The sequence below is a fragment of the Caballeronia arationis genome (genome assembly GCF_001544975.2).
Taxonomy (GTDB): domain Bacteria; phylum Pseudomonadota; class Gammaproteobacteria; order Burkholderiales; family Burkholderiaceae; genus Caballeronia; species Caballeronia arationis.
This window is the reverse complement of record NZ_FCOG02000009.1, coordinates 1-22,176: the sequence shown is the minus strand read 5'-3', so window position 1 is coordinate 22,176 and position 22,176 is coordinate 1. Positions and strand designations below refer to the sequence as shown.

Sequence of the window (22,176 nt, the reverse complement as noted above, 5' to 3'; positions counted from 1 at the left end):
AAGCACCTCTGTTTGCTTGAATCGGTCTTAGCTCGCAAGCATCTTGCGCATCACGTTTTCTTCGCTAAGCGCATCGCCCTCGAGTTCGGCGACATTGCGGCCGCGATACACGACCGACACACGGTCGCAGACGTTGACGAGCTCGGGCACGTCGGTCGAATAGAACAGCACCGAGCCGCCTGCTGCTGCGAAAGCGCGCATCAGCACGAAAATCTGGTGCTTCGTGCCGACATCGATACCGCGTGTCGGATCGAACATCAGCCACACGCGGCTTTGCGTAAGCAGCCACTTCGCCATCGCGATCTTCTGCTGGTTGCCGCCCGAGAACGACAGGCACGGCTTGTAGACCGCGCGCGGATTGACTTCCATCTGCGCCAGCGCCCGCTTGATCGCGGCCTGCTCCCGCTTGCGGTCGATGAGACCGAAGCGCGAGAAGCGCTTGATGACCGGCAACGACACGTTCGCACCGCCCGGCAGACGCAGGAACAGCCCTTCGGTCTTGCGATCCTCGGGAAGGAAGCTCGTCGATACGCCGGCCTTCAACGAATCGGCGGTGGACGTGAGCGTGACCGGCTTGCCGTCGATCAGGATCTCGCCGTCGTCGATGAACTCGGCGCCGAAGAGCGCCTCGAAGAGTTCACGCTGACCCATGCCCTGCAACGCCGCGATGCCGTGCACTTCGCCCGCCTTGAGCGTCAGGTTGAAGTCGCTCACGACGCCATCGACCTTGATGCCACGCGCTTCCATCGCGGGCACGTCGCTCCTGATGTTGGCGGGCACCTTCGGCGGATACTTCGCCTCCATCGAGCGGCCAATGACGAGGCGGATCACTTCATCGTCGGAGATGGCGGCGGTATCGAACGCACCGACGTCCTTTCCGTTGCGATACACCGTGAGGCTGTCGCAGAACTCGCGCACTTCCTGCATGCGATGCGAGATGAAGACGAACGTGACGCCGCGCGACTTCATCTCTTCGATGCGCCGTGCGAGCCACGCGACGTCGCGTCCCGAGAGCGCAGAAGTAGGCTCGTCTAGCAGCAGCACCTGCGGCCCGCGCACGATGGCCTTCGCGATCTCGATCTTCTGCCGCACAGGAAGCGCGAGATCGCGGATGTAGGCGCCGGGTCGCACGTCGGTTAGTTCCAGGCGTTCGAGCCATTCGGCCGCCATGCGCTGCGACTCGCGCCGCTTGATGCGGCCGAACCAGCCGGTCGGCTCATACGACATCATCAGGTTTTGCGCGACGGTCAGGTCGCGCACGAGCGTCATCTCCTGGAACGCGGTCTGCACGCCGGCACGATGCGCGTCCATCGGATTCTTCATCGTCACGTCGCGCCCCATCACGGCGATGCTGCCCGCGTCGGGCTGCATGAGTCCCGAGAGCAGCTTGACTGTGGTGGACTTGCCCGCGCCGTTCTCGCCGAGCAGCGCGTGAACGGCGCCGCGCTTCACGCTAAACGACGCGCCGTCGAGCGCAACGGTCGCACCGAAGCGCTTCGTGACTTTGGACAGATCGATGGCCAGCTCGGACGTCATCGCGTGTCTCCCTTTGTGTCGACCAGAGCCAGCGTTTTGGCGCTTACTCCGGTCCCATGCAAAATGGTCGCTGTCGGAATCAGTCCTGCTTGCCCGTCAGCGCCGCGTTGAAGCCGACCTCTCGCGTATCGTCTGAGTAGATGTCCGCGAACCAGCCCGGGGGCACCTTGTCCGGCATGAACGCGGTGCAGCCCGCCTTGAGTTCATCGATCGAACCGGTCTTGCAAAGCTTCGACTGCGGCGTCTCGACGAGCGGCAGCTTGAGCGTCACGCGCTGCGGAAAGTCCTTGCCGTCGAGCTTCTGCACGGCCATCTTGAGCGCCATCGCGCCCGAGTACGGCGGCGCGCCGTACGAGATCGAGCGGTAGCCGATCGAGCGATACGCGCCTTCGCCCTTCACCGTGCCCGGCGGCAGCATCTGCACTCGATGCCCGTTCGACGATTCGCCCGCGCACGGCTTGATCTTGTCGTCGGCGATGCCTGCTTCGAGCTGCATCGACGCCGCCGTGAAGCAGCCGACCTGCATCCACAGGCCGTCGATCTTGTCCCAGCTGTTCGTCGCGAGAATCTTCGACAGCTCGGTCTTCGCCGTCGCCTGACTCCACATGCCGGTTCCTTCCGCGACGATCTTGATGCCCGGATACTTCGCGAACACGGCCTTCGCGGCCTCCGTGCGCGCGCGGTCCACCGAGGTTCCCGGCACGCCGTTGATCATCACGATGTTGCCCTTGCCGTTGATGGTCTTTGCAAGCCATTCCGCCGTCACCGTTCCTGCCTGATGCTGGTCGATGGTCACGTTATGCGCGCACGGTTCGGTGACTTCGCCGTCATACGCGGCCACCACGACGCCCTTCGAGCACGCATTCTTGATCGCGCGATTGAGCGCGGTCGGTGAGATCGGATAGATGACGATGGCCTTCGCGCCCGCCTGCACCATCGAGTTGATCTGCTGGATCTGCTTCTGCGCGTCGGTGCCCGCGACCTGCACTTCGAGATCGACCTTGTCCTTCAACGCGGGCGTCCCGGCCATCGCCTTGACCATGTTCGCGGCTTCGGTCTGCCAGTCGTTGCCGACATAGCTCATCGAAAGGAAAATCTTGTACTTGTCCGCGGCCGCTGCCGGCCCGGATAAAGCGATCGCTCCCAGAAACGCAGCGCCGAGCGCGAGCCGGCCCGCATGACGAATCGTATGCGTCAGTGCTTTCATGTCTTCCTCCATCCAACGTATGTTTGTGTTCTAGCTTTCGATGTGTTGCAGACGTGCGCTTGCGGGCAGTTCGATGCCCGACGATCCGGGCACGACATTCGGGTCGTGTCCGGGAATCACGAAATCGGCGATCTGCCGGATGCGCCTGAGCGATGCCAGTTCGGCGAACGTCTCGTGGACGATCCCCACCGGCACGAGATCGACGATGTTCTCCATGCAATTCGCGCAATCACCGGCGATCATCACGACGCCATCGTCCGTATCGACTGCGACGGACTGATGGCCCGGCGTGTGGCCCGGCGTCGGCACGACGCGCACGCCCGGCACGATGTCCGCGACGCCGTTCACGAACTGCCAGCGGAAGTACGCGAGCGGTTCGCGGCCGATCAGGAACTCCTGGTAGTAGGTGGCTTGCGTCGGCAGCGGACGGCCCGCGTACTCCCACTCGGCAGCCTGTATCACGAAGCGCGCGTTGCGAAAGAGCGTGTTGCCGCCCGAGTGGTCGTAATGCAGATGCGTGTTGATGACGATATCGACCTCGTCCGCGCTCCAGCCCACGTATTCCTTCAGCGCGCGTTCGAGCTTCTCCTCGGGCGCCTGCTCGCACGGACACACGAAGCTCGACACCCACGCCGGATCGTGAATGCCCGTATCGACGACTATCTTTTTCTGCGCGCCCACGATCGCCGTCGACCAGACCGGCACCTTCATCTGCTGGCCGAAGTAGCGGCCATAAACTTGCGACGAGCGGTCGACGGTGAGCCAGCCCGTCGGCATCGCGACAACCTTCAGCTTGTTCAAGACGGCCTCCGGTTCAGAAGTTCGTTTCGCTCGCGCCTTTCAGGCCGAGCATCTCGCGCGCTTCGGCAGGCGTCGCGATCTCGAGCGAGAGTCCTTCGATCACCTGGCGGATCTTCACGACCTGCGCCGCGCTCGATTCCGCGAGCTTGCCCGGCTCGATCCAGAGCGAGTCTTCAAGCCCGACGCGCACGTTCGAACCCTGCGCGAGACCGATCGACCCGAGCGTAATCTGGTTGCGTCCGGCGCCGAGGATCGACCACACATAGTCCTTGCCGAAGAGGCGGTCGGCGGTGCGCTTCATGTGCGCGAGGTCTTCCGGATGCGCGCCGATGCCGCCGAGCAGACCGAACACGCTCTGCACGAAGAACGGCGGCTTCGCGAGCCCGCGATCGACGAAATGCGCGAGGTTGTAGAGATGCGAAATGTCGTAACACTCGTACTCGAAGCGCGTGCCGTTCGCGCCGCACGACGTGAGGATGTATTCGATGTCCGCGAACGTGTTCTTGAAGACCAGGTCGCGGCTGTTTTCCAGATGCTTGCGTTCCCAGTCGTACTTCAGTTCCTTGAAGCGATCGAGCATCGGATAAAGCCCGAAGTTCATCGATCCCATGTTGAGCGACGCCACTTCCGGCCTGAAGTGATGCGCGGGCTTCAGACGCTCGGCGACCGTCATGTGCGGACTGCCGCCGCTCGTGAGGTTGATGACCGCGTCGGTTTCCGACTTGATGCGCGGCAGGAACTGCTGGAACACCGCGGGGTCCTGCGTCGGATGGCCGTCCTCGGGATCGCGCGCATGCAGGTGCAGGATGGCCGCGCCCGCCTTGGCGGCGGCCAGTGCCGCATCGCCGATTTCCTGCGGCGTCACCGGCAGATACGGCGACATCGATGGCGTGTGAATCGCGCCCGTGGGCGCGCAGGTGATGATGACCTTGCGTTTCGTTGCCATGTATTCCTCTCGACTGGAGACTCGAATTCGTTAAAGCACTTCGACGTTGCCGCACACCGAGATCGCCTGCCCCGAGATGCCGCTGCCGCCCGGCGAGCACAGGAAGAGCGCGGTGGCCGCGACTTCCTCGGGCGTCGTCATCCGGCGCAGCGAAATCTTCGCGAGATACTCCTTCTCCATGTTTTCGTAGGAGAGTCCGAGCTGCTTCGCGCGCGCCTCGATCACGCGCTGGATGCGCGGACCCTTCACGACGCCCGGCTGGATTGCGTTCACGCGGATGCCCGCCGGTCCCAGTTCGATCGCGAGGCTCTTGGTGAGGCCGACGACTGCCCACTTCGTCGCGGAATACGGCGTGCGGTACGCGTAGCCGAGACGCCCCGCCACGGAAGAGAGCGCGATGATCGCGCCGCCGTCGCGCGCACCGCGCAAGAGCGGCACCGCACGCCGCGCGAAATAGAACTGCGCGTTCAGATTGACGTCGATGGTCTGTTCCCACTCGCCCACGTCGATCTCGTCGATGCCACCTGTCGGACCCGCAATGCCCGCGTTGTTGATCAGCACATCCAGGCCGCCGAGTTGCGCATCGGCGTCGGCGAAGACGCGCTCGACGGCATCCTTGTCGGATACGTCCGCGAGCGTCGCGGTGATCGCATTGCACTCGGTCTGGCTTTCGGCTTCGAGCAGCGCGTCGATGGCCTGCTGGCTCGCGTCGCAGACATGCACGCGCGAGCCGGCATCGACGAACGCGCGCGCAATCACGAGCCCGATGCCCGATGCGCCGCCCGTCACGAGCACGCGCAAGCCGGCGTGCGGTTTCAACATCTGTAGAACCGTCATGCTGCCTCCATTTTTTTTAGAACCTCAGGCGCTCGCGGCTTCCCTGCCCTGCAGGCGCTCCTGCAAATCGGCGGCTGCGTCGCCGATGTCTTGCTCGATCCCCGCACGCGCGCCTTCGCCATCGCCGCGCCAGAGCGCGTCGACGATGTTGCGATGCGCCGCCATCGACCTCCGCATGTGCGGGATGTCCGGCGCGACGAGATTGAGAAACGGGCCGATGCGCATCCAGAGGTTCTGGATCGTCGCGAGCGTGAGGTCGCTTGCGCCGTGCGTGTAGATGGCGATATGGAACTCGAAGTTGCTGCGCAGATAGGCGGCGACATTCCCCCCTTCGACGTGCGCATCCATCGTGTCGAAGACGGCCTGCAGCGCGGCGAGATGCTCCTGCGTCATGCGCGAGGCGGCGCGCTTCGCCACGCAGCCTTCGAGCGCGATACGCACGTCGCGCAGTTCGTCGAGCAGTTCGAGCGTCATCGGCGGGACCATCAGCGCCCGCCCCGGACCGTCGATCAATGCGCCTTCCGCCTGCAGTCGCGTGAGCGCGGCGCGCACGGGCATCGTCGACGAACCGACCGCTTCCGCGACACCGCGCAGCGAAAGCAACTGCCCCGGCGCGAAGCGGCCGGTCATGATCGCTTCGCGCAACTGGGCGTAGACGCGGCCCGCCATGGTTTCGCGCGCCACGAGTTCGAGCGCGGGCAGGTCGTTGCCAGCAGAACGTGTTGCCACTTCGTGCCTCCCTGCGAATGGTGTGACCTGTGATCACAGATAATGTGACGCAGTTTCGGCCTTGAGCACGTGAGAGTCAACCCGCGAGGGATAGGGATAAACGCGGAGGCGGCACGCGACGTTCACACCGTGATCGCGGCGATCCCGCAGTAAGCAGATGAAAGGTGCGCGGCGCTCGCTACTGCGAGTCGAGTGCGAGGTGCTCGCGCGCGGCTTCGAGAATCTCGTCGGAGAGCGGGTCGCCGCGAACCGCCCGGGCGAGCGTCACGGCACCCACCAGCATTGACATGCGCGCGAGCGCGCGCCGTCGTTCGCGCTTGGTCCGGCGCGCTTTCGAATACGACATCAGCACGCTCACCAGCGTCTTCAGCCCGCGTGCGTATGCGTTGCGAACCGGTTTTGACGCGTCTTCGCGCCCCACGTCGGCAGCGAGCGAATGGGCGGGGCAGCCGAGGCCGGGATCGTCGCGCTGCCTCGCGCTCAGATAGTGCTTCGCCAGCGCTGAGAGCACGGCCTGTTCGGTGGCGCCATGCTCGCCGAACGCCTTCCAGCGCGACGCCGATTCCTCGAAGGCTCGCGCACATGCGACCGACGCGAGTTCGTCCTTCGATTCGAAATGCCCGTAGAAGCCGCCGTGCGTGAGGCCCGCGCTCGCCATGATGTCGGCGACCGACACGCCGTTGAGCCCGCGCTCCTTGAAGAGGCGCGCGGAAGCCGCCTCGATCAGCAGGCGGTTGCGCTCGGTCTGTTCGCGGGAGACGCGTGGCATGGTCGTCGTTCAGGTCGCGTACTGCGCCTCGCCGTTGCCGAACGACCAGTTCTCCTTCACCACCTCGACGAGACTGATGAACAGGTCCTCCCGTCTCAGGCCGACGCGTTCATGCAGGCCGTCCACGAGCGCCTTGTAGAAGGCGCGCTTCATGTTCACGTCGCGCCCCGCGTTCAGCGTGATCTGCACGATCACGCATTTCGGCGTTCGCTCGATGCCGAGGTAGCTCGGATCCGCGATGAAGTCGCCAGCTTCGTGTTCGCTCACGACCATGAAGCGATCGTTGGCCGGGACGTTCAGCGTCTTGGTCATCGCGTTATAGACTTCGTCGGCCAGCGCGGCGCGGTATTCGGCCGATTGGCCTTCCGCGAGATCGATGCGTACGAGCGGCATTTCCTTCTCCTTTCAGTGTGGGTCGCTGTGACTCTCCACAATAGATGATGACCGTACTTTATTCAATAGATGATGGTCGTCATTTTTGGGAAAGTGATGGACTGGTGGCCATCTGTCGCCAAAATGCAGATGCATGACCGATGGCGCCATGACGCCGGCCGCGCGGCGTGAGAGTCTCAGCAGACGCTTACATGCGCATCAAAAACCTCATATCGCGATCCGAATACCGCGGCTCACTCGAAACGTTCTCTTTGTCACCAGGCGACGAAGTCCGCTAAAGTAAATCCCGCGCGGGACATGCGACGTCGCGCAAACATCCGATCGGAGCAACACTCATGCAACTCAAGTGCGCCAACCTGTTCGAGCAGTCCGCGTATGTCGGCGGAACGTGGATCGAAGCGTCATCGCAGCCGCACGACACCGTGGTCAATCCGGCCAACGGCGAGCCGATCGGCCACGTGCCGCGGCTGACAGCCGCGCAGGCGAAAGAGGCCATCGCGCACGCGGCGACGGCCTTCGAAGAATGGCGCGAATGGAGCGGCCGCGAGCGCGCGCGCGTGTTGCGCGAATGGGCGCAGCTATTGAAGACGCATCGCGACGACCTCGCGATCATCCTGAGCTCCGAACAGGGCAAGCCGATTCACGAGGCACGCGCCGAAGTCGCGCAGGCGGCGAATTACATCGAGTGGTTCTCGGAAGAGGCGCGGCGCATTCACGGCGACACCCTGCCGGCCGGGCGCCGCAGCCAGCGCATTCGCGTAATCCGGGAGCCGCTCGGCGTGTGCGCGGCGATCACGTCTTGGACATTTCCCTCGTCGATGGTCGCGCGCAAGATCGGCGCCGCGCTCGCCGCCGGCTGCACGGTCGTGCTCAAGCCGGCTTCGCAGGCGCCGTTCTCCGCGCTCGCGCTCTGCGTGCTGGCCGAGAATGCTGGACTGCCGCGCGGCGTGCTCTCGGTGCTGACCGGCGACGACGAGACACTCGTCGGCGCACTGATCGACAGCCCGCAGGTCAGGAAAGTGTCGTTCACCGGCAGCATCGAAGCGGGCAAGAAGCTGATGGCCCGTTGCGCCGCGACGGTAAAGAAGGTCTCGCTCGAACTCGGCGCAAGCTCGCCTTTCATCGTCTTCGACGACGCCAATCTCGACCTCGCTGTGAGCGGCGCGATCGCGGCGCGCTTTCGTCATACGGGTCAGGCGGCGATGTGCGCGAACCGCTTTCTGATCCAGGAAGGCGTGCACGACGAATTCGTGCGCCGACTGGTCGACAAGGTGAAGACGCTGAAGACGGGCGACGGCATGCGCGACGAGACGCAGGTCGGCCCGCTGATCGACCGCGCGTCGGTCGAGCGGATCGACGCGCTGGTGAGGGAAGCCATCGAATCAGGCGCGAGGGTGATGGCTGGGGGCCAGCGCCATGCGGCCGGCCCGAATTTCTATCAGCCGACGGTGCTCACGAACGTCAGCCCCGAGATGGCGATTTGCGGCGACGAAATCCTCGGTCCGGTGGCGAATGTGACCCGTTTCCATGACGAAGCCGAAGCACTGCGTCTCGCGAACCGGCCGCGAACCGGACTCGCGGCGTACTTCTATACCGCCGATCTGAACCGCTCGTTCCGCATGATGGAAGCGCTGGAATGCGGCGTGGTCGGCGTGAACGAAAGCCTGGTGTTCAGCGAAATGGGCCCGTTCGGCGGCGTGAAGGAATCGGGCATCGGCCGGGAAGGCTCGCACTATGGCGTCGAGGAATATCTCGACACCAAGTACGTCTGCTACGGCAACGTGAGCTGAAACCCGGCTCAGCGCGCGCGGCGCTCGCGCACCGCGCTCGCGAGCGCTTCGAGCGCGGGTTCGGTCTGCGCCCAGCCGAGACACGCATCGGTGATCGACACGCCGGGGCGCAGCGGCACGCCCGGCTTGAGATCCTGACGGCCTTCTTCGAGATTGCTCTCGATCATCACGCCGATGATGCGCGTGTCGCCGTGCGCGAGCTGCCCCGCGACATCCGCCGCCACGTCGAGCTGCCGCAGATGCGACTTGCCCGAGTTCGCATGCGAGAAGTCGACCATCACCTGCTCGCGCAGGCCGACCGTCTTCAGCGCGGCGCAGCATGCCTCGATCGATTCGCGGTCGTAGTTCGGTCCCTTCTTGCCGCCACGCAGGATCACGTGCGCGTCGTCGTTGCCGCGCGTCTCGAAGATCGCGGCCATGCCCATCTTCGTCATGCCCATGAACGCGTGGCTCGCACGCGCCGCGACAATTGCGTCCGCCGCGATCTGCACGCCGCCGTCCGTGCCGTTCTTGAAGCCGATCGGGCAACTGAGGCCCGAAGCAAGCTGCCGATGGCTCTGGCTCTCCGTCGTGCGCGCGCCGATCGCGCCCCATGCGATCAGGTCCGCGATGTATTGCGGGCTCAGCAAGTCGAGGAACTCGGTCGCGGTCGGCAGACCGATGCTGCTCACGTCGAGCAGCAACTGCCGCGCGCGCCGCAACCCTTCGTTGATGCGATAGCTGCCGTCGAGGCGCGGGTCGTTGATGTAGCCTTTCCAGCCGACCGTCGTGCGCGGCTTTTCGAAGTACACGCGCATCACGACCAGAATGTCGTCGGAGAGGGCATCGGCGGCAATCTTCAGACGGCGCGCGTAATCGAGCGCCTGATCGTGGTCGTGGATCGAGCACGGCCCGACGATGGCCACGAGGCGGTCGTCGCGACCGTGAAGGATATCGGCGATCGCGGCGCGGCTCTTTTCGACGAGCGTCTGCACGGCGGTCGGCACCGGCAGCTCGTCCTGCAGGAGCGCCGGGGAGATCAGCGGGCGCACGGCGCCTATCCGCACATCGTCGATGCGGGTCGTATCCTGCGTGGAATCGGCGAGGCCGACTTCCTGATCGAGTTGCGGATTGTCGATGCGGCTCAAGGTCGTTCTCCCGGGCTGGCGGTAAACAAACGATGATTATCGCACTCGCGCCAGCACAGGCCTCTCATTTTGCGCGCCGGGAATCGAACGACGGGCCGGTTTTGCACGGCGATCCGCTCAACTCGCCTGCAGCCGATGCATCAGGGGCTTGAGCGCAGGATACAGATCGACGTAGACGCCGAAGCGCTCGTCATACAGCTTCTTGCGTGCGGCGTCCGGCTGCGCGCGCTCGACGAGCGTCACCCAGCCCGCCTCGGCCGTCTCGCGCGAGACGAGCCCCACGCCGAGCGCCGCCAGCATCGCCGCGCCCATCGCGGCCTCCACTTCCTCTTCGATCGAAAGCACCGCAAAGCCCGTCACGTCCGCGATGATCTGCATCCACAGGTCGGAGTGCGCCGCGCCGCCGACCACGATTAGCCGCTCGTCGAGCGAGCGCGCGCCGCGCCGTCCCGCTTCGATGTTGTGCCGCAGCGCATACGCGACGCCTTCCAGCACCGCGCGATAGAGCGTCGCGCGCGTATGAAAGAGGCTCAGTCCGACGAACGTGCCGCTCGCCCTCGGGTCCCAGACCGGGCTGCGTTCGCCCATCAGATAAGGCAGGAACACAACGCCGTCCGATCCCGCCACGACCTTCGACGCTTCCTCTTCCAGGATCCGGTGCGGATCGCCGTGCGGAAGCGCCTTCGCGGCCTCGGTCTCGCCGTGGCAGAACTGCTCGCGGAACCACGTCACCGACGCGCCCGCCGTGATCGCGCCGCCGAACACGTACAGGTCCTTCAGGCCGTTGAAGACGTGCGGGAAGCTCACGAGACCGTGCTCCGCATCGACGCTCTGGTTGATGTAGCCCCAGCACATGCTGGTGCCGATCATCGCGACGTGTTCGCCGGACTTCGTCACGCCGGCGGCGAACGTCGCAACGGCCGCGTCGATGCCGCCCGCGACGACCGGCGTTCCCGCCGCGAGGCCCAGCCGGTCGGCCCAGTCCGGCAGCAAGCCGCCGACGACCTCCGTCGATTCGACGAGCCGCGGCGGCATCAGCGCGGCGGGAATGCCGAGCATGTCGAGCGCTTCGGGCGACCACGCGCGCTTGGCGATATCGTACACGCCGCCGATGTTGCCCGCCGAGCTGTGATCGACCGCGAGCTCGCCCGTCAGACGCTGGATCACATAGGCGTTCGGCGGCACGAAGTAGCGCGTCTTCGCCCAGACGTCCGGCTCGTTGTTGCGCAGCCAGAGCATCTTCGTATAGCCGTAGTAGCTGTCGACGCCGTTGCCGGTGATCGCCCCGAGCCGCGCCAGATCGACCTGCGCCTTCACCCTCTCGACTTCCTTCGTCGCGCGGCGATCCATCCAGATGAGGCACGGAAAGAGCGGCTCCATGTCCTCGCCGACCGGAATGCCCGAGCCGCCGTAGAGGCTGCTCACGCAGAGGCTCCTGATCGCGCCGGGTTCCACGTTCGCCTTCTTCACGCATTCGGCGATGCACTCGGCAACTGCGTCGAACCACACGTCGGGCCATTGTTGCGCCCACAGCGGCTTGGGCGTGTCGGGGTGATACGCCCGCGTGCTCTGCGCGACAATGTCGCCGTTCGCATTCACGACGAGCGCCTTTGTGCTCTGGGTGCCGATGTCGATGCCGATCACATGGTCCATTCTGTCTCGCTCCGGGTCTTTTGTATTTGGCTCATCGTCCGGGCGCGCGTGGTCCGGCGTGATTTGCCATCTTATATCGACGGAAGCGGAGCGGCAGGTACGGGCGGTTCAGGCGGGCGTCGTATCGACGATTGCACCGGTCTGCGCGGCCTTCGCGATCGCCTCGGTGATGCGCAGGTTCTGCAAACCGTCGCGTGCGCTGACGATCGGCTCGGCCTCGCCGTGCACGACCCGCACGAAATGCTCGATCTGGTTTGCAAGCGGATCGTCGCGCGTGATTGCCACCACGCTTTCGTCGAACGGCTTCCACCACGAGCGGTCTTCGGCGCGGCCGTAGGTTTTCAGTCGCATCGTCGGAACCGACAGCGAGCCTGACGTGCCCGCGATCACATAGCAGTCCTCGTCGGGGTAGGTCGTGTAGGCCTTGTTCTCCTGCGACGTCTGTTCCCAGCTGCGCGCGCTCGCCGCCGAATCGGAAAGCATGAACGTGCCAAGCGCGCCGTTCGCGAAGCGCAGGTTGATCGCGACCGTATCCTCGACCGCGAAGCCGCGCGTCGCATTCGACGCGAACGCCTGCACCGCGACGATGTCGCCGCACAGCATGCGCAGGTTGTGCACCTCGTGGATCATGTTGAGCAGGATCGGGCCGCCGCCCGGCTGGCTGCGCCACGGCGCATCGGCGTAATACGAGTCGGGCTTGAAGAAGACCGCGCTGCCCATCACCGCGACCAGCCGGCCGAGCCGTCCCTCTTCGATCAGTTGCCGCGCGCGCGCCATGATCGGACTGTGCGCGCGGTGATGGCCGATCAGGATCCTGGCTCCCGTGCGCTCCGCTTCGGCCACGAGCGTCTCGGCTTCCGCGACACTCGGCGCGACAGGCTTTTCGAGCAGCATCGGCACGTCCGCCGCGATGCACTTCAGCGCGTGCTCGACGTGAAGCTGATTTGGCGTTGCGAGCACGATGCCGTCGGGACGGTCCTTGTCGAACAGTTCGTCGAGCGAGCGATATAGCGGCACGCCGGCCTTCTCCGCGACGGTTGCGGCGCCCGGCGAAGGATCGACGATCGCCGAGAGCGCGCAGGCCGGGCTCGCCTGAATGACGCCGATATGCGCGAGTCCGATATAGCCAGCGCCTGCCACGGCGATGCGGGTCTTTTCCATTGCTGCGTCTCCTTTGTCGACCAGAGTTGGGGCTTAGCGCCTTACTCTGGTCCCATGCAAAGCTGTCGACCAGAGTCGGGGTTGTCCCATGCGCCTTACTCTGGTCCCATGCAAGGCTGCATCTTTCCCGATTGCGCACTGCTTCGGGCTGGCGCTAGATTAATATGCATCCAGCTCAACACAATGCGGCCCTATGGAAAATCACAATGCGCTGCTAGCGAACAATGACGCGTTCCTGCGCGACCTTCAGTTGTTCTGCACCGTCGCACGGCGCGCCAGCTTCATCACGGCATCGACGGAAATGGGCATCTCGCCTTCGCATGTCAGCAAGCGCATCGCGATGCTGGAAGCGAGCCTTGGCGTGAAGCTCTTCTCGCGGACGACGCGCCGCGTGAGCGTCACGAGCGACGGCGAAGCGGCTTTTCAATGGGCGCAGAAGATTCTCGAAGACGTGCAGGGCATGGCCGACGCGTTCGCGAGCCGCGCGAGCGGACCGCGCGGCCTGCTGCGCATCGCGACGAGTTTCCGGCTCGGGCGCAATCACGTGTCGCCGATCCTTTCGCTCTTGCGCAAGCAGCATCCCGAACTCGAACTATGGCTGGAACTGCTCGACCGGCGCGTCGATCTCGTCGGCGAGAACTTCGACATCGACATTCGCGTGGGCGCGGTGCAGGAGCCGCATCTGATCGCGCACCGGATCACGCAGAGCGTGCGCATCCTGTGCGCCGCACCCGGCTATCTCGCGCGCAAGGGTGCGCCGAAGCATCTCACCGAGCTTTCGCAGCACGACTGCCTGCTTTTTCGCGGACGCGACGACCGCTTCGGTGTGTGGCGCCTGACCGGTCCGCACGGCGAGGAAAGCGTCAAGGTGACGGGACCGATGGCGTCGAACCATACCGACATCGTGCTCCAGTGGGCGCACGAAGGACACGGCATCCTGATGGCGTCGGTGTGGGATGTCGCCGAGAGCCTCGCATCCGGCGCGCTCGTACGCCTGCTGCCGGCCTATCGGCAACAGGCGGACGTGCTCGCGGTGACCTCGACGCGGGCGTCGTCGTCGGCGAAGATTCGTGTGTGTATCGACTTTCTGACGGAACAGCTGACGAGCGGGCCCCATGCGCTCGTCACGCAGGGCGTAGGCGGCGTATGAGCGCCGGCGCCCACCCTGCAAGGTGCGCGTTATGCCGCGTGCCGCAGCGCGGCGTCTTTGCGTCCGGACGGCTGCAGCAATGCGGCGGGCGCGCCCGGCGGGCGGTCGTCGATTTCGGCCATGCCATAGGCAAGCGCGAATTGGCGGGCCTCGGCCGGCCCCGAAAAATGCCCTAGCACGCCGCTCGCGCGCTGTAATCCGTTCAATTCCCTGACGATCAGCATGGCGGCGTATAAACCTTCGTCATAAGCAGCGAGCGGAATCAGGTAAACGTTCTTATATGCGACCTCGGTATTTCGCATTGTCGATTCTCTCCAGGTTCGTGGCCTTTTTTCGCTCCGGTAAATGTTCCCCGGGAGCGTCGGTTATGTTTACCTATTGTCGATAAACATAATGATCGAAGCATTCGGGGTTTTCCCGTGTTTCGGTAACTATTTTCCGAACGATCGGTCATCGATGCCTGGATGGACTAGACAAAAATTTGACGCGAGTTTTGATTTTCCGAACTTTTCTCAGTGTGCAACCTTTACCGGCCCCGTTCGCCGACGGAGCACGCGCGCCTGCAACACGATGACGAGCAGCAGGAACAACCCGCGAATTACCGACTGCCAGTACGCCGACAAGCTGATGAAGCCGAGCCCGTTCTCGAAATTGAGCAGATTGAACACGAGACCGAGCAGCGCGACGCCGGCGATCGTCATCGCGATGGAACCCTCGCCGCCCGTGAGGCGCGTGCCGCCGAGCACCACCGCCGAGATCGCGAAAAGCTCCCACGACGCCTTCGTTCGGCTGCCCCGCGCCAAACTGCGCCGCGAGGATCGCGCCCGCGATGCCGGCGAGCAGGCCGCTCACCGCATAGACCGAGACCAGCGTGCGGTCGACGTTGAGACCCATCAGCCGCGACGCTTCCTCGCTGCCGCCGATCGCGAGCGCGTGCCGGCCGAAGCGCGTGCTGCGCAACGCAATCCAGCCGAGCACGGCCGCCGCCGCCGCGACGAGACCCGGTATGGGCAGGCCGAACAGGTCGCCCTGGCCGAAGTTGGCAAAGTTTGATTCGGCGGAAATCGCGACCGCATCGTTGTGTCCGAGCAGGAGTGCGAGTCCGTGCGCGCCCAGGCTCGTGGCGAGCGTGACGATGAACGGCAGGATGCGCATGTGCGTGATGACGAGGCCGTTCAGCACACCGACCGCAAGCCCCGCGCACGATCCGGCGAGCACCGCCGCGAGGCTGCCGTGCGAACTCGCGAGCGCCGCGACCACGCTGCCGAGCGCCGCGACCGCCCCGACCGACAGGTCGATGCCGCCCGTCATGATGACGAACGCCATGCCGACCGAAATCAGCGCGAACATCGAGTTGTAGCGCCAGAACGACGTGATGTTGTAGGCGGAGGCGAAGTGCTCGTAGCGCGTGACGCCGAGCACGAGCAGCGCCACGAGCGCGATGAGAATCGGAAGGTTCTTTTTCATGTCGATGCTCCTTGCGCGCTCAGTGCCGCCGCCGCTGCACGTACACGGCCGCGATGATGATGCCCGCCTTCATCACGAGCGCGGCAGCGTCCGGAATGCCGTGCGCGAGCAGCGTGTAGCGCAGCAACTGGATGATGAGCGCGCCGATCAGCGTGCCCGCGATGTACGCCTTGCCGCCCGTCAGCGCCGTGCCGCCGACGGCGACCGCCGCGATCGCATCGAGTTCGGAGCCGAGGCCGATCACGTTCGCATCCGACGACGAGTTCACCGAAATCGAAATCAGCCCGGCGAGTCCCGCGAGCGCAGCGCACACGGTGTACGCAATCATCTTCACGCGCGCGGTCGGGATGCCGGAGAGATACGCCGCCTGTTCGTTGCCGCCCGTCACGAGCAGATACTTGCCGAAGAGCGTCTTCCGCACGATCCACGCGAACAGCGCGACGAGCGCGAACATCAGCAGGATCTGGAACGGCACGCCCCCGACCTTGCCGAGTGCGATCCACTGGAACGCAGGATTGTTGAACGCCTGCAGGCTGCCGTCGGTGACGACCTGCGCGATCCCGCGTCCGGCGATGAAAAGCACGAGCGTCGCGACGATCGGCTGCACTTCGAGCCGCGTCACGAGAAAAGCGTTGAACACGCCGCACAGGGCGGCGGCGGCGATCGGCAACGTGAACGCGAGCACGATGCCGAGCGGCCCGTCGATGTTCATGAAGAGCATCGGCGCGAGCGCACCGGAGATCGCCATCGACGCGCCCACGGAGAGGTCGATCCCGCCCGTCGCAACGACGAGCGTCATGCCGATCCCGACGATCACGATCGTCACGACCTGCGTCAGGTTCACGTTGAAGGTCTGCAGCGACCAGAAGTGATCGGTGAAAAGCAGGTTGAACACGATCATCGCGAGCAGCACGGCAATCTCGCGCTGGATGGTCAGGCGACGTTTCTTCTTCGTCGCGGATCGCGAAAGCGCCACGGCGGCGGGTTGCGTCTTCTGCGTCATGGCGTGTTTCCTTCGCTTTCGGTCACGGCCTGCGCGAGCGTCGATTGTTCGCCCGAGCCGTAGGCGATCGCATCCATGATCGACGCCTCGTTCATGCGGGCGCCGTCGAGTTCGGCGACCGTCTCGCCGTCGCGGATCACGACCGCGCGGTCCGCCACCGCCGTCAGTTCTTCCAGCTCCGATGCCGAGAGCAGCACCGCGAGCCCGGAGTCGCGCAGTTCGCGGACGATCTTCGCCACATCGGCTTTCGCGCCGACGTCTATCCCGCGCGTGGGCTCGTCGAGCAGGAGCAGCTTCGGATCGGTGGCGAGCCAGCGCGCGAGCAGCACCTTCTGCTGGTTGCCGCCGGAGAGCTCGCGGATCGGCTGGTCGGGCGAGCGCAGCTTGATGCCGAGCGATTCGATGAAGCGATCGACGATCTCGCGCTGCTTCGCCACGTCCACCACGCCGTTCTTCGTCAGCGTGCGCAGGCAGACGAGCGTGAGGTTGTCGCGCACGGAAAGCTCCGGCACGATGCCTTCGGCCTTGCGGTCCTCGGTGAGGTACGCGACGCCGCGCGCGATCGCGTCCTGCGGCGACTTCAGCGTCACGCTCTCGCCGCCGATTGCGAGCGACCCGCGCTCCGGACGGTCCGCGCCGAACAGGAGGCGCATCGTCTCCGTGCGGCCCGAGCCGAGCAGGCCGGCGAGCCCGACGGCCTCGCCCGCGTGGACGTCGAGCGTGACGTCGGTCACTTTCGCGCCGCTCGCGAGCGCCTGTGCAGCAAGCACGACGCCGCCGCGCTTCGCGAGATTCGCCTCCTTTACGGCGCTGTCTTCCTGCACGACGGCGGCGAGCGAGCGCCCGAGCATCGTCGTGACGAGTTGCAGCTTGTCCATGCCGGCCATCGTGCTTTCGGCGACGGTCTGGCCGTCGCGCATCACGGTGACGCGGTCGCACAGCGCATAGAGTTCGTCGAGCCGGTGCGACACGAAGATCACCGCGCGGCCGTCGTCGCGCAGACGCCGCACCACGTTGAACAGCAGTTCGACTTCGCGTTCGTCGAGCGAGGACGTCGATTCGTCCATGATGACCATCTTCGCATCCGACGACACCGCGCGCGCCAGCGCGACCATCTGCTGGATCGCGGTCGAATAGTCGCGCACGGGCCTCTCGACGTCGATCTGCAAGCCGAACGAATCGAGCAGCGCGCGCGCATCGGCGCGCACCCGCTTCCAGTCGATCAGGCCGAAGCGGCGCGGTTCCCGGCCGAGAAAGATGTTCTCGGCCACCGACCGGAACGGCACGAGGTTGATTTCCTGGTAGATCGTGCTGATGCCCGCTTCGCGCGCTTCCTTTGGCGAGCGGAAATCGACCTCGCGACCGTCGAAGCGGATCGTGCCGCCCGTGCGCCGGTATGCGCCCGTCAGAATCTTGATGAGCGTCGACTTGCCCGCGCCGTTCTGGCCGATGAGCGCATGCACCTCACCGGGAACGACCGAGAGCCGCGCGTGGCGCAGCGCCGCGACGCCGCCGAAGCTGATGTCGATGTCCTGCATCTCGAGCAGCGCGCGCCCGGGTTGTCCGCCTGCTGCCGGCGTCTCCATTGCTGCCTCTCCCATGCAACTCGTTGCTTGCTGGCGTACAAAAGGAGCGGCCGTCCGCGTGATTCCGTGGACGCGCCGCTCCAAACACCTTCGCTGTTGCTCTTCCAGGCTCGATGACCCGTCTGGCTGTCGGTCAGTACCCGTACTGCATGCTTTCCTTGACGTTGCTCTTGTCGTAGAAGCGGTCGGAGACCTTGACCCACGGCGGCACCGTCTCGCCCTTCGCGAACTTCTGCGCGACGTCGCATGCGAGCGGCCCGAAGAACGGGCTCGACTGCACGCTCGCGCCCAGTTCGCCGGCGGCGATGGCTTCGAGGCCGCCCTTGGTTCCGTCGATCGTCACGAGCACGATGTCCTTGCCCGGCTGCTTGCCGGCCGCCTTGATCGCGGCGATCGCGCCGAGCGCCATCTCGTCATTGTGCGCGTAGACCGCGGTCACGTCGGGATGCGCCTGGAGCAGCGTCTCCATGACCTGGCGGCCCTTGTCACGCGCGAAATCGCCGCTTTGCGACGCGACGATCTTCATGCCCGGATTCTTCGCGATCACCTCGTCGAAGCCCTTCTTGCGGTCGTTCGCCGCGGACGCGCCCGTCGAGCCTTCCAGTTCGATGATGGTCGCCTTGCCGCTTGTTGCCTTGACGAGCCAGTCGGCGGCGCGGTGTCCCTGGTCAATGAAGTCCGAACCGATGAACGTGATGTAATCCTTGCCCGCCTTCGCCATCGACTGATCGACATTGCGGTCGACGAGAATCACCGGGATGCCGGCCTTCTTGGCTTGCAGCACGACCGGCGCGAGCGGCTTTTCCTCGCGCGGCGGGAACACGAGCAGATCGACGTGCTGCGCGATCATGCTTTGAATGTCCGCGACCTGCTTGGCGGGCGAGCTGTTGGCGTCGGTCATGACCATCTGCCAGCCGCACTTGGCCGCGACGTCCTTGAAGCTCTTGGTCTCCGCGAGCCGCCACGGGTTGTTGCTCTCGGTCTGCGCGAAGCCGACGCGCAGGGGCTTCTTGTTCGGGATCTTGGGCAGCGCGTCGTCGGCGGCGCTGGCGATGCCCGCGACACTCAGACCCGCCACGAGCGACAGCGCAGCGAGCGCTGACAGCGGACGAATGCCGGTGGCGCACCGGCGCGAGGTTTTTCTAAGCGACAGCATGTCTTCCTCCGATAGGGATGGTTTGCTTTGTTCTGTGCTGCTGATGCCTCGGGTGCTTCGAACTGCGGTGATGTTCCTTTTGGTTTTGAGGTGCGTCGATTATTCCACCGTGATTTATTAACGGTCAATCGCTAATATTATTAGTCGTGAGCTGTTTCGCAACGGTGATTACCCCGACCGACCCGCGCTCGACCAGCGGCCCGTCGAGCTTGACGGTCCGGTGCCGGACCGGCGCGCCCGCCGCGCGGTTGTGCTCTTCCTGAAGCAGCGTTTCGACTGCCCAGCGGCCCAGTTCGTAGTTCGGCAAGACGACCGTCGAAAGCGGCGGATGCGTGTGGCGCGCGATTTCCTGGTCGTCGTAGCCGAGCACGGAGACGTCTTCCGGCACTCGCAGCCCGAGTTGCTTCAGCGCCTCGATCGCGCCGAGCGCCATCAGGTCGTTCGCGCAGAAAATCGCAGTCGGCGGATTCGGCTCGCGCATCAGCGAGAGCGTCTGCTCGAAGCCGGTGCCCGAACTCCAGTCGCCCTCACGCACGAGTTCGGGCGCGAACGGCAGGTCGGCGGTGGCGAGCGCAGTTCGATATCCCTTCAGACGGTCGCGCGCGGCATCCTGCCACGGCTCGCCGTTGATATAGCCGATCCGCCGGTGCCCGGCGTTCAGCAAATGATCGGTGGCGGTGTGGCCGCCCGCCACTTCCGCCGGCACCACGGATGAGAGGTTCAACTCGCTCGCATAGCAGTTGAGCAGCACCGTCGGCACCTTCGAGAGCGCCGCGGGCGGACTCACGCGTCGCGTATAGACGGTCGCGTAGATCACGCCGAGCACGTTCGGGTTGCTGAGCGTCGCGTCCAGCACCTGCTGTTCGATCTCCGCGTTGCCATGCGTCGAGTAGACGGCGAGCATGCGGCCGTGCGCGAATGCGGCATCGCGCGCACCGTCGATGTTCACGACCGGATGCGGGCTCGTCGAGATTTCGTCGGCGAGATAGACGATCAGGTTGCGCTCGCCTGCCGAGTCGAGCGCGAGCGGCTCGCGCGGCGTCATCCGGTAGCCGAGTTCCTGTGCTGCCTTCAGCACCTTGTCGCGCGTTGTGTCGGAAAACTTCGCGCCGCTCGCGTTGTTCAGCACAAGCGAAACCGTCGATTGGGAGACGCCGGTCAACTTGGCGATGTCGGTCATCGTCGGGCGGCGCTGCGTGGATTTTTTCATTGTGTTGGCCGCCCGCAGGCGGCGTGGTCGATGCCGATGGCGCGTTCATGCGGTCTCGACCTTACCACTAATATTATGCGTGAACAACGCTCGAAAACCTGATGACAAGGGCGCCAGACATCGGGACAATTACTAATAATATTGACGACGCGCCGCGGCGCGTGCGATTCTGACTCGAAAGCGCAATGTCACATAGAGGAGACGGCATGCCCCGATACGACGAGAGCGCCCGCGACGCGCTCGCCGCCGCGTTCGAACGCGACGGTTTCGTCATGCTGCCCGAACACTTTCCGCGCGCAGCGATAGAGACGTGGCGCGCGGCTTTTGCACCGCTTCTGGCGCCGCACATGAGCGCGGCGACCGGAAATCGCGGTTCGGGACGCTACTACGTGACGCTGCCGTTCGACGGCGATTTCGCCGACCCGGCAATCTTCTGCGACGACGACATTCTCGGTATCGTCGAACGGGTAGCGGGTCCGGACCCGGTCATGTGCCAGTTCGCCACCGACACGCCCGTGCGCGGCTCCGAGTTCCAGGACTGGCATCGCGATACACCGGCGCTCTTCGACCACTTTCCTGAGACGCCTTCGTTCCAGCTCGCGGTGAATTTTCCGCTCGTCGATGTCGATGAGGAAAACGGCTCGCTTGAAACCACGCGCGGCACGCATCGCATGTCGCGCGACGAGGCGCTCGCGGGCCTCGCGGACGGGCGATTCCCGCCCGAACGCGTGCCGATGCGCGTTGGCGACGTGATGATCCGCGATGTGCGCGGCGTGCATCGCGGAACGCCGAATCTCATGGACACGCCGCGTCCGATGGTCGTGATCGGCTACAGCCGCGCGTGGTATTTCCGGCCGGAAGTGCGCATCGACGTGCCGCGCCGCGTGTTCGACGCGCTCCCGGCTCGCGCCAAGCGACTTCTGCGCTACAACCCGCAGGTCGACGAGACACCGCGCATCTTCGACGAAAACTACCGGCAGTTCGCATATTGAGCGCCGCTTCCACCCCGCCGCTGCTGGCGCTATGCCACGGCGCGCGGCGCGCGCTGATCGCACCGCACGTCGGCGGCGCAATCGCGGCGTTCTTCGATGCGAACGACGACGGCAAAGTCCACTGGCTGCGCCCGGCTACCGACGCCGCGCTTGCCGCGCGCAATCCGCTCGGCATGGCGAGCTTCCCGCTGCTGCCGTACTGCAACCGTATCCGCGACGCGCGGTTCACGTTCGATGGCCGCGCGATCGATCTCTCCGGCGACGGCAACGCGTTCGATCACGCGCTGCACGGACATGCGTGGCGCCGCCCGTGGCGTGTGGGCGAAACGACGGAGTCGAGCGTCGAGCTGCATTTCAGCCACGAACCATCCGACGCGCCCGCACATCACTGGCCGTTTTGCTATGAGGCGACGCAGCGCATCGTGCTTTCCGACGACGCGCTCACCGTCACCATGTCGGCGCGAAATCTGTCGGAACGTCCGATGCCCTTCGGCATGGGCCATCATCCGTATTACCCGCGCACGCCGTCGACGCGCATCCATACGCGCGTCGATGCCATGTGGCACGCGACGCCCGATCTCCTGCCGGTAGAGTCGAGATGTGGCGCGGTAGCAGTAGGTTCGGTTTGTCTGTTGCCGCCTCTTTCGTTCGGCGGTGCCCTAA

20 protein-coding genes and 1 pseudogene are annotated in these 22,176 nt (G+C 65.0%); 4 read left to right on the top strand and 17 right to left on the bottom strand.

What is annotated here, in order from left to right; translation table 11 throughout:
- Positions 1–27: 27 nt before the first annotated feature.
- From AWB81_RS07420 to AWB81_RS07385, 8 genes are all read right to left on the bottom strand, one after another.
- Complete coding sequence (locus AWB81_RS07420) at positions 28–1,536, bottom strand: sugar ABC transporter ATP-binding protein (RefSeq protein ID WP_062633727.1); 1,509 nt, start codon at positions 1,534–1,536, stop codon at positions 28–30.
- Positions 1,537–1,615: 79 nt separating this feature from the next.
- Positions 1,616–2,743, bottom strand: coding sequence for a sugar ABC transporter substrate-binding protein (locus tag AWB81_RS07415; protein ID WP_062633925.1), 1,128 nt, complete (start codon positions 2,741–2,743; stop codon positions 1,616–1,618).
- Positions 2,744–2,773: 30 nt separating this feature from the next.
- Complete coding sequence (locus tag AWB81_RS07410) at positions 2,774–3,520, bottom strand: N-acyl homoserine lactonase family protein (protein ID WP_062633923.1); 747 nt, start codon at positions 3,518–3,520, stop codon at positions 2,774–2,776.
- A 37-nt stretch (positions 3,521–3,557) separates the two neighbouring features.
- The gene (gene kce, locus AWB81_RS07405) at positions 3,558–4,490 is read right to left on the bottom strand and encodes a 3,5-dioxohexanoate:acetyl-CoA acetone transferase (RefSeq protein WP_062633725.1); all 933 of its coding nucleotides are present in this window, start codon (positions 4,488–4,490) and stop codon (positions 3,558–3,560) included.
- A gap of 30 nt (positions 4,491–4,520) precedes the next feature.
- Positions 4,521–5,327, bottom strand: coding sequence for an SDR family oxidoreductase (locus tag AWB81_RS07400; protein ID WP_062633723.1), 807 nt, complete (start codon positions 5,325–5,327; stop codon positions 4,521–4,523).
- A gap of 24 nt (positions 5,328–5,351) precedes the next feature.
- Entirely contained in the window at positions 5,352–5,996 is a 645-nt protein-coding gene (locus AWB81_RS07395) for a GntR family transcriptional regulator (protein WP_062633921.1), read from the bottom strand.
- Between the two features lie 238 nt (positions 5,997–6,234).
- Positions 6,235–6,825, bottom strand: coding sequence for a TetR/AcrR family transcriptional regulator (locus tag AWB81_RS07390; RefSeq protein WP_062633721.1), 591 nt, complete (start codon positions 6,823–6,825; stop codon positions 6,235–6,237).
- Positions 6,826–6,834: 9 nt separating this feature from the next.
- A complete protein-coding gene (locus AWB81_RS07385) occupies positions 6,835–7,218 on the bottom strand; it encodes a tautomerase family protein (protein WP_062633719.1) in 384 nt (127 codons plus the stop codon).
- A gap of 335 nt (positions 7,219–7,553) precedes the next feature.
- Here AWB81_RS07385 and AWB81_RS07380 point away from each other — a divergent pair, with 335 nt between their 5' ends.
- Complete coding sequence (locus AWB81_RS07380) at positions 7,554–9,008, top strand: NAD-dependent succinate-semialdehyde dehydrogenase (protein WP_062633717.1); 1,455 nt, start codon at positions 7,554–7,556, stop codon at positions 9,006–9,008.
- 8 nt (positions 9,009–9,016) lie between these two features.
- On the opposite strand, the gene AWB81_RS07375 is transcribed toward AWB81_RS07380, so the two are convergent.
- The 3 genes from AWB81_RS07375 to AWB81_RS07365 form a co-directional block, all read right to left on the bottom strand.
- Complete coding sequence (locus AWB81_RS07375) at positions 9,017–10,135, bottom strand: 3-deoxy-7-phosphoheptulonate synthase (protein ID WP_062633715.1); 1,119 nt, start codon at positions 10,133–10,135, stop codon at positions 9,017–9,019.
- 117 nt (positions 10,136–10,252) lie between these two features.
- On the bottom strand, positions 10,253–11,788 hold the full coding sequence (locus tag AWB81_RS07370; RefSeq protein WP_062633713.1) for an FGGY-family carbohydrate kinase: 1,536 nt from the start codon (positions 11,786–11,788) through the stop codon (positions 10,253–10,255).
- A gap of 108 nt (positions 11,789–11,896) precedes the next feature.
- Entirely contained in the window at positions 11,897–12,949 is a 1,053-nt protein-coding gene (locus tag AWB81_RS07365; RefSeq protein ID WP_062633711.1) for a Gfo/Idh/MocA family protein, read from the bottom strand.
- A 193-nt stretch (positions 12,950–13,142) separates the two neighbouring features.
- On the opposite strand from AWB81_RS07365, the gene AWB81_RS07360 reads away from it, so the two are divergent.
- A complete protein-coding gene (locus AWB81_RS07360; protein WP_062633709.1) occupies positions 13,143–14,099 on the top strand; it encodes a LysR family transcriptional regulator in 957 nt (318 codons plus the stop codon).
- Positions 14,100–14,128: 29 nt separating this feature from the next.
- On the opposite strand, the gene AWB81_RS07355 is transcribed toward AWB81_RS07360, so the two are convergent.
- From AWB81_RS07355 to AWB81_RS07330, 6 genes and pseudogenes are all read right to left on the bottom strand, one after another.
- Positions 14,129–14,323, bottom strand: a complete 195-nt coding sequence (locus tag AWB81_RS07355; RefSeq protein ID WP_159938841.1) for a hypothetical protein — start codon at positions 14,321–14,323, stop codon at positions 14,129–14,131.
- A gap of 288 nt (positions 14,324–14,611) precedes the next feature.
- Positions 14,612–15,566: pseudogene (locus AWB81_RS07350) on the bottom strand (ABC transporter permease).
- Between the two features lie 19 nt (positions 15,567–15,585).
- Entirely contained in the window at positions 15,586–16,569 is a 984-nt protein-coding gene (locus AWB81_RS07345; protein ID WP_062633705.1) for an ABC transporter permease, read from the bottom strand.
- Positions 16,566–18,170, bottom strand: a complete 1,605-nt coding sequence (locus tag AWB81_RS07340; protein WP_062633704.1) for a sugar ABC transporter ATP-binding protein — start codon at positions 18,168–18,170, stop codon at positions 16,566–16,568. The genes AWB81_RS07345 and AWB81_RS07340 overlap by 4 nt, the downstream gene beginning before the upstream one ends.
- A 118-nt stretch (positions 18,171–18,288) precedes the next feature.
- Positions 18,289–19,311, bottom strand: coding sequence for an ABC transporter substrate-binding protein (locus AWB81_RS07335; RefSeq protein ID WP_062633701.1), 1,023 nt, complete (start codon positions 19,309–19,311; stop codon positions 18,289–18,291).
- 124 nt (positions 19,312–19,435) lie between these two features.
- On the bottom strand, positions 19,436–20,491 hold the full coding sequence (locus AWB81_RS07330; RefSeq protein ID WP_062633699.1) for a LacI family DNA-binding transcriptional regulator: 1,056 nt from the start codon (positions 20,489–20,491) through the stop codon (positions 19,436–19,438).
- Between the two features lie 236 nt (positions 20,492–20,727).
- Here AWB81_RS07330 and AWB81_RS07325 point away from each other — a divergent pair, with 236 nt between their 5' ends.
- Entirely contained in the window at positions 20,728–21,513 is a 786-nt protein-coding gene (locus tag AWB81_RS07325) for a phytanoyl-CoA dioxygenase family protein (RefSeq protein WP_062633698.1), read from the top strand.
- Positions 21,510–22,176, top strand: a 667-nt coding sequence (locus tag AWB81_RS07320) for an aldose epimerase family protein (protein WP_445344333.1), incomplete at its 3' end; no start/stop codon positions are given. The genes AWB81_RS07325 and AWB81_RS07320, both read left to right, overlap by 4 nt.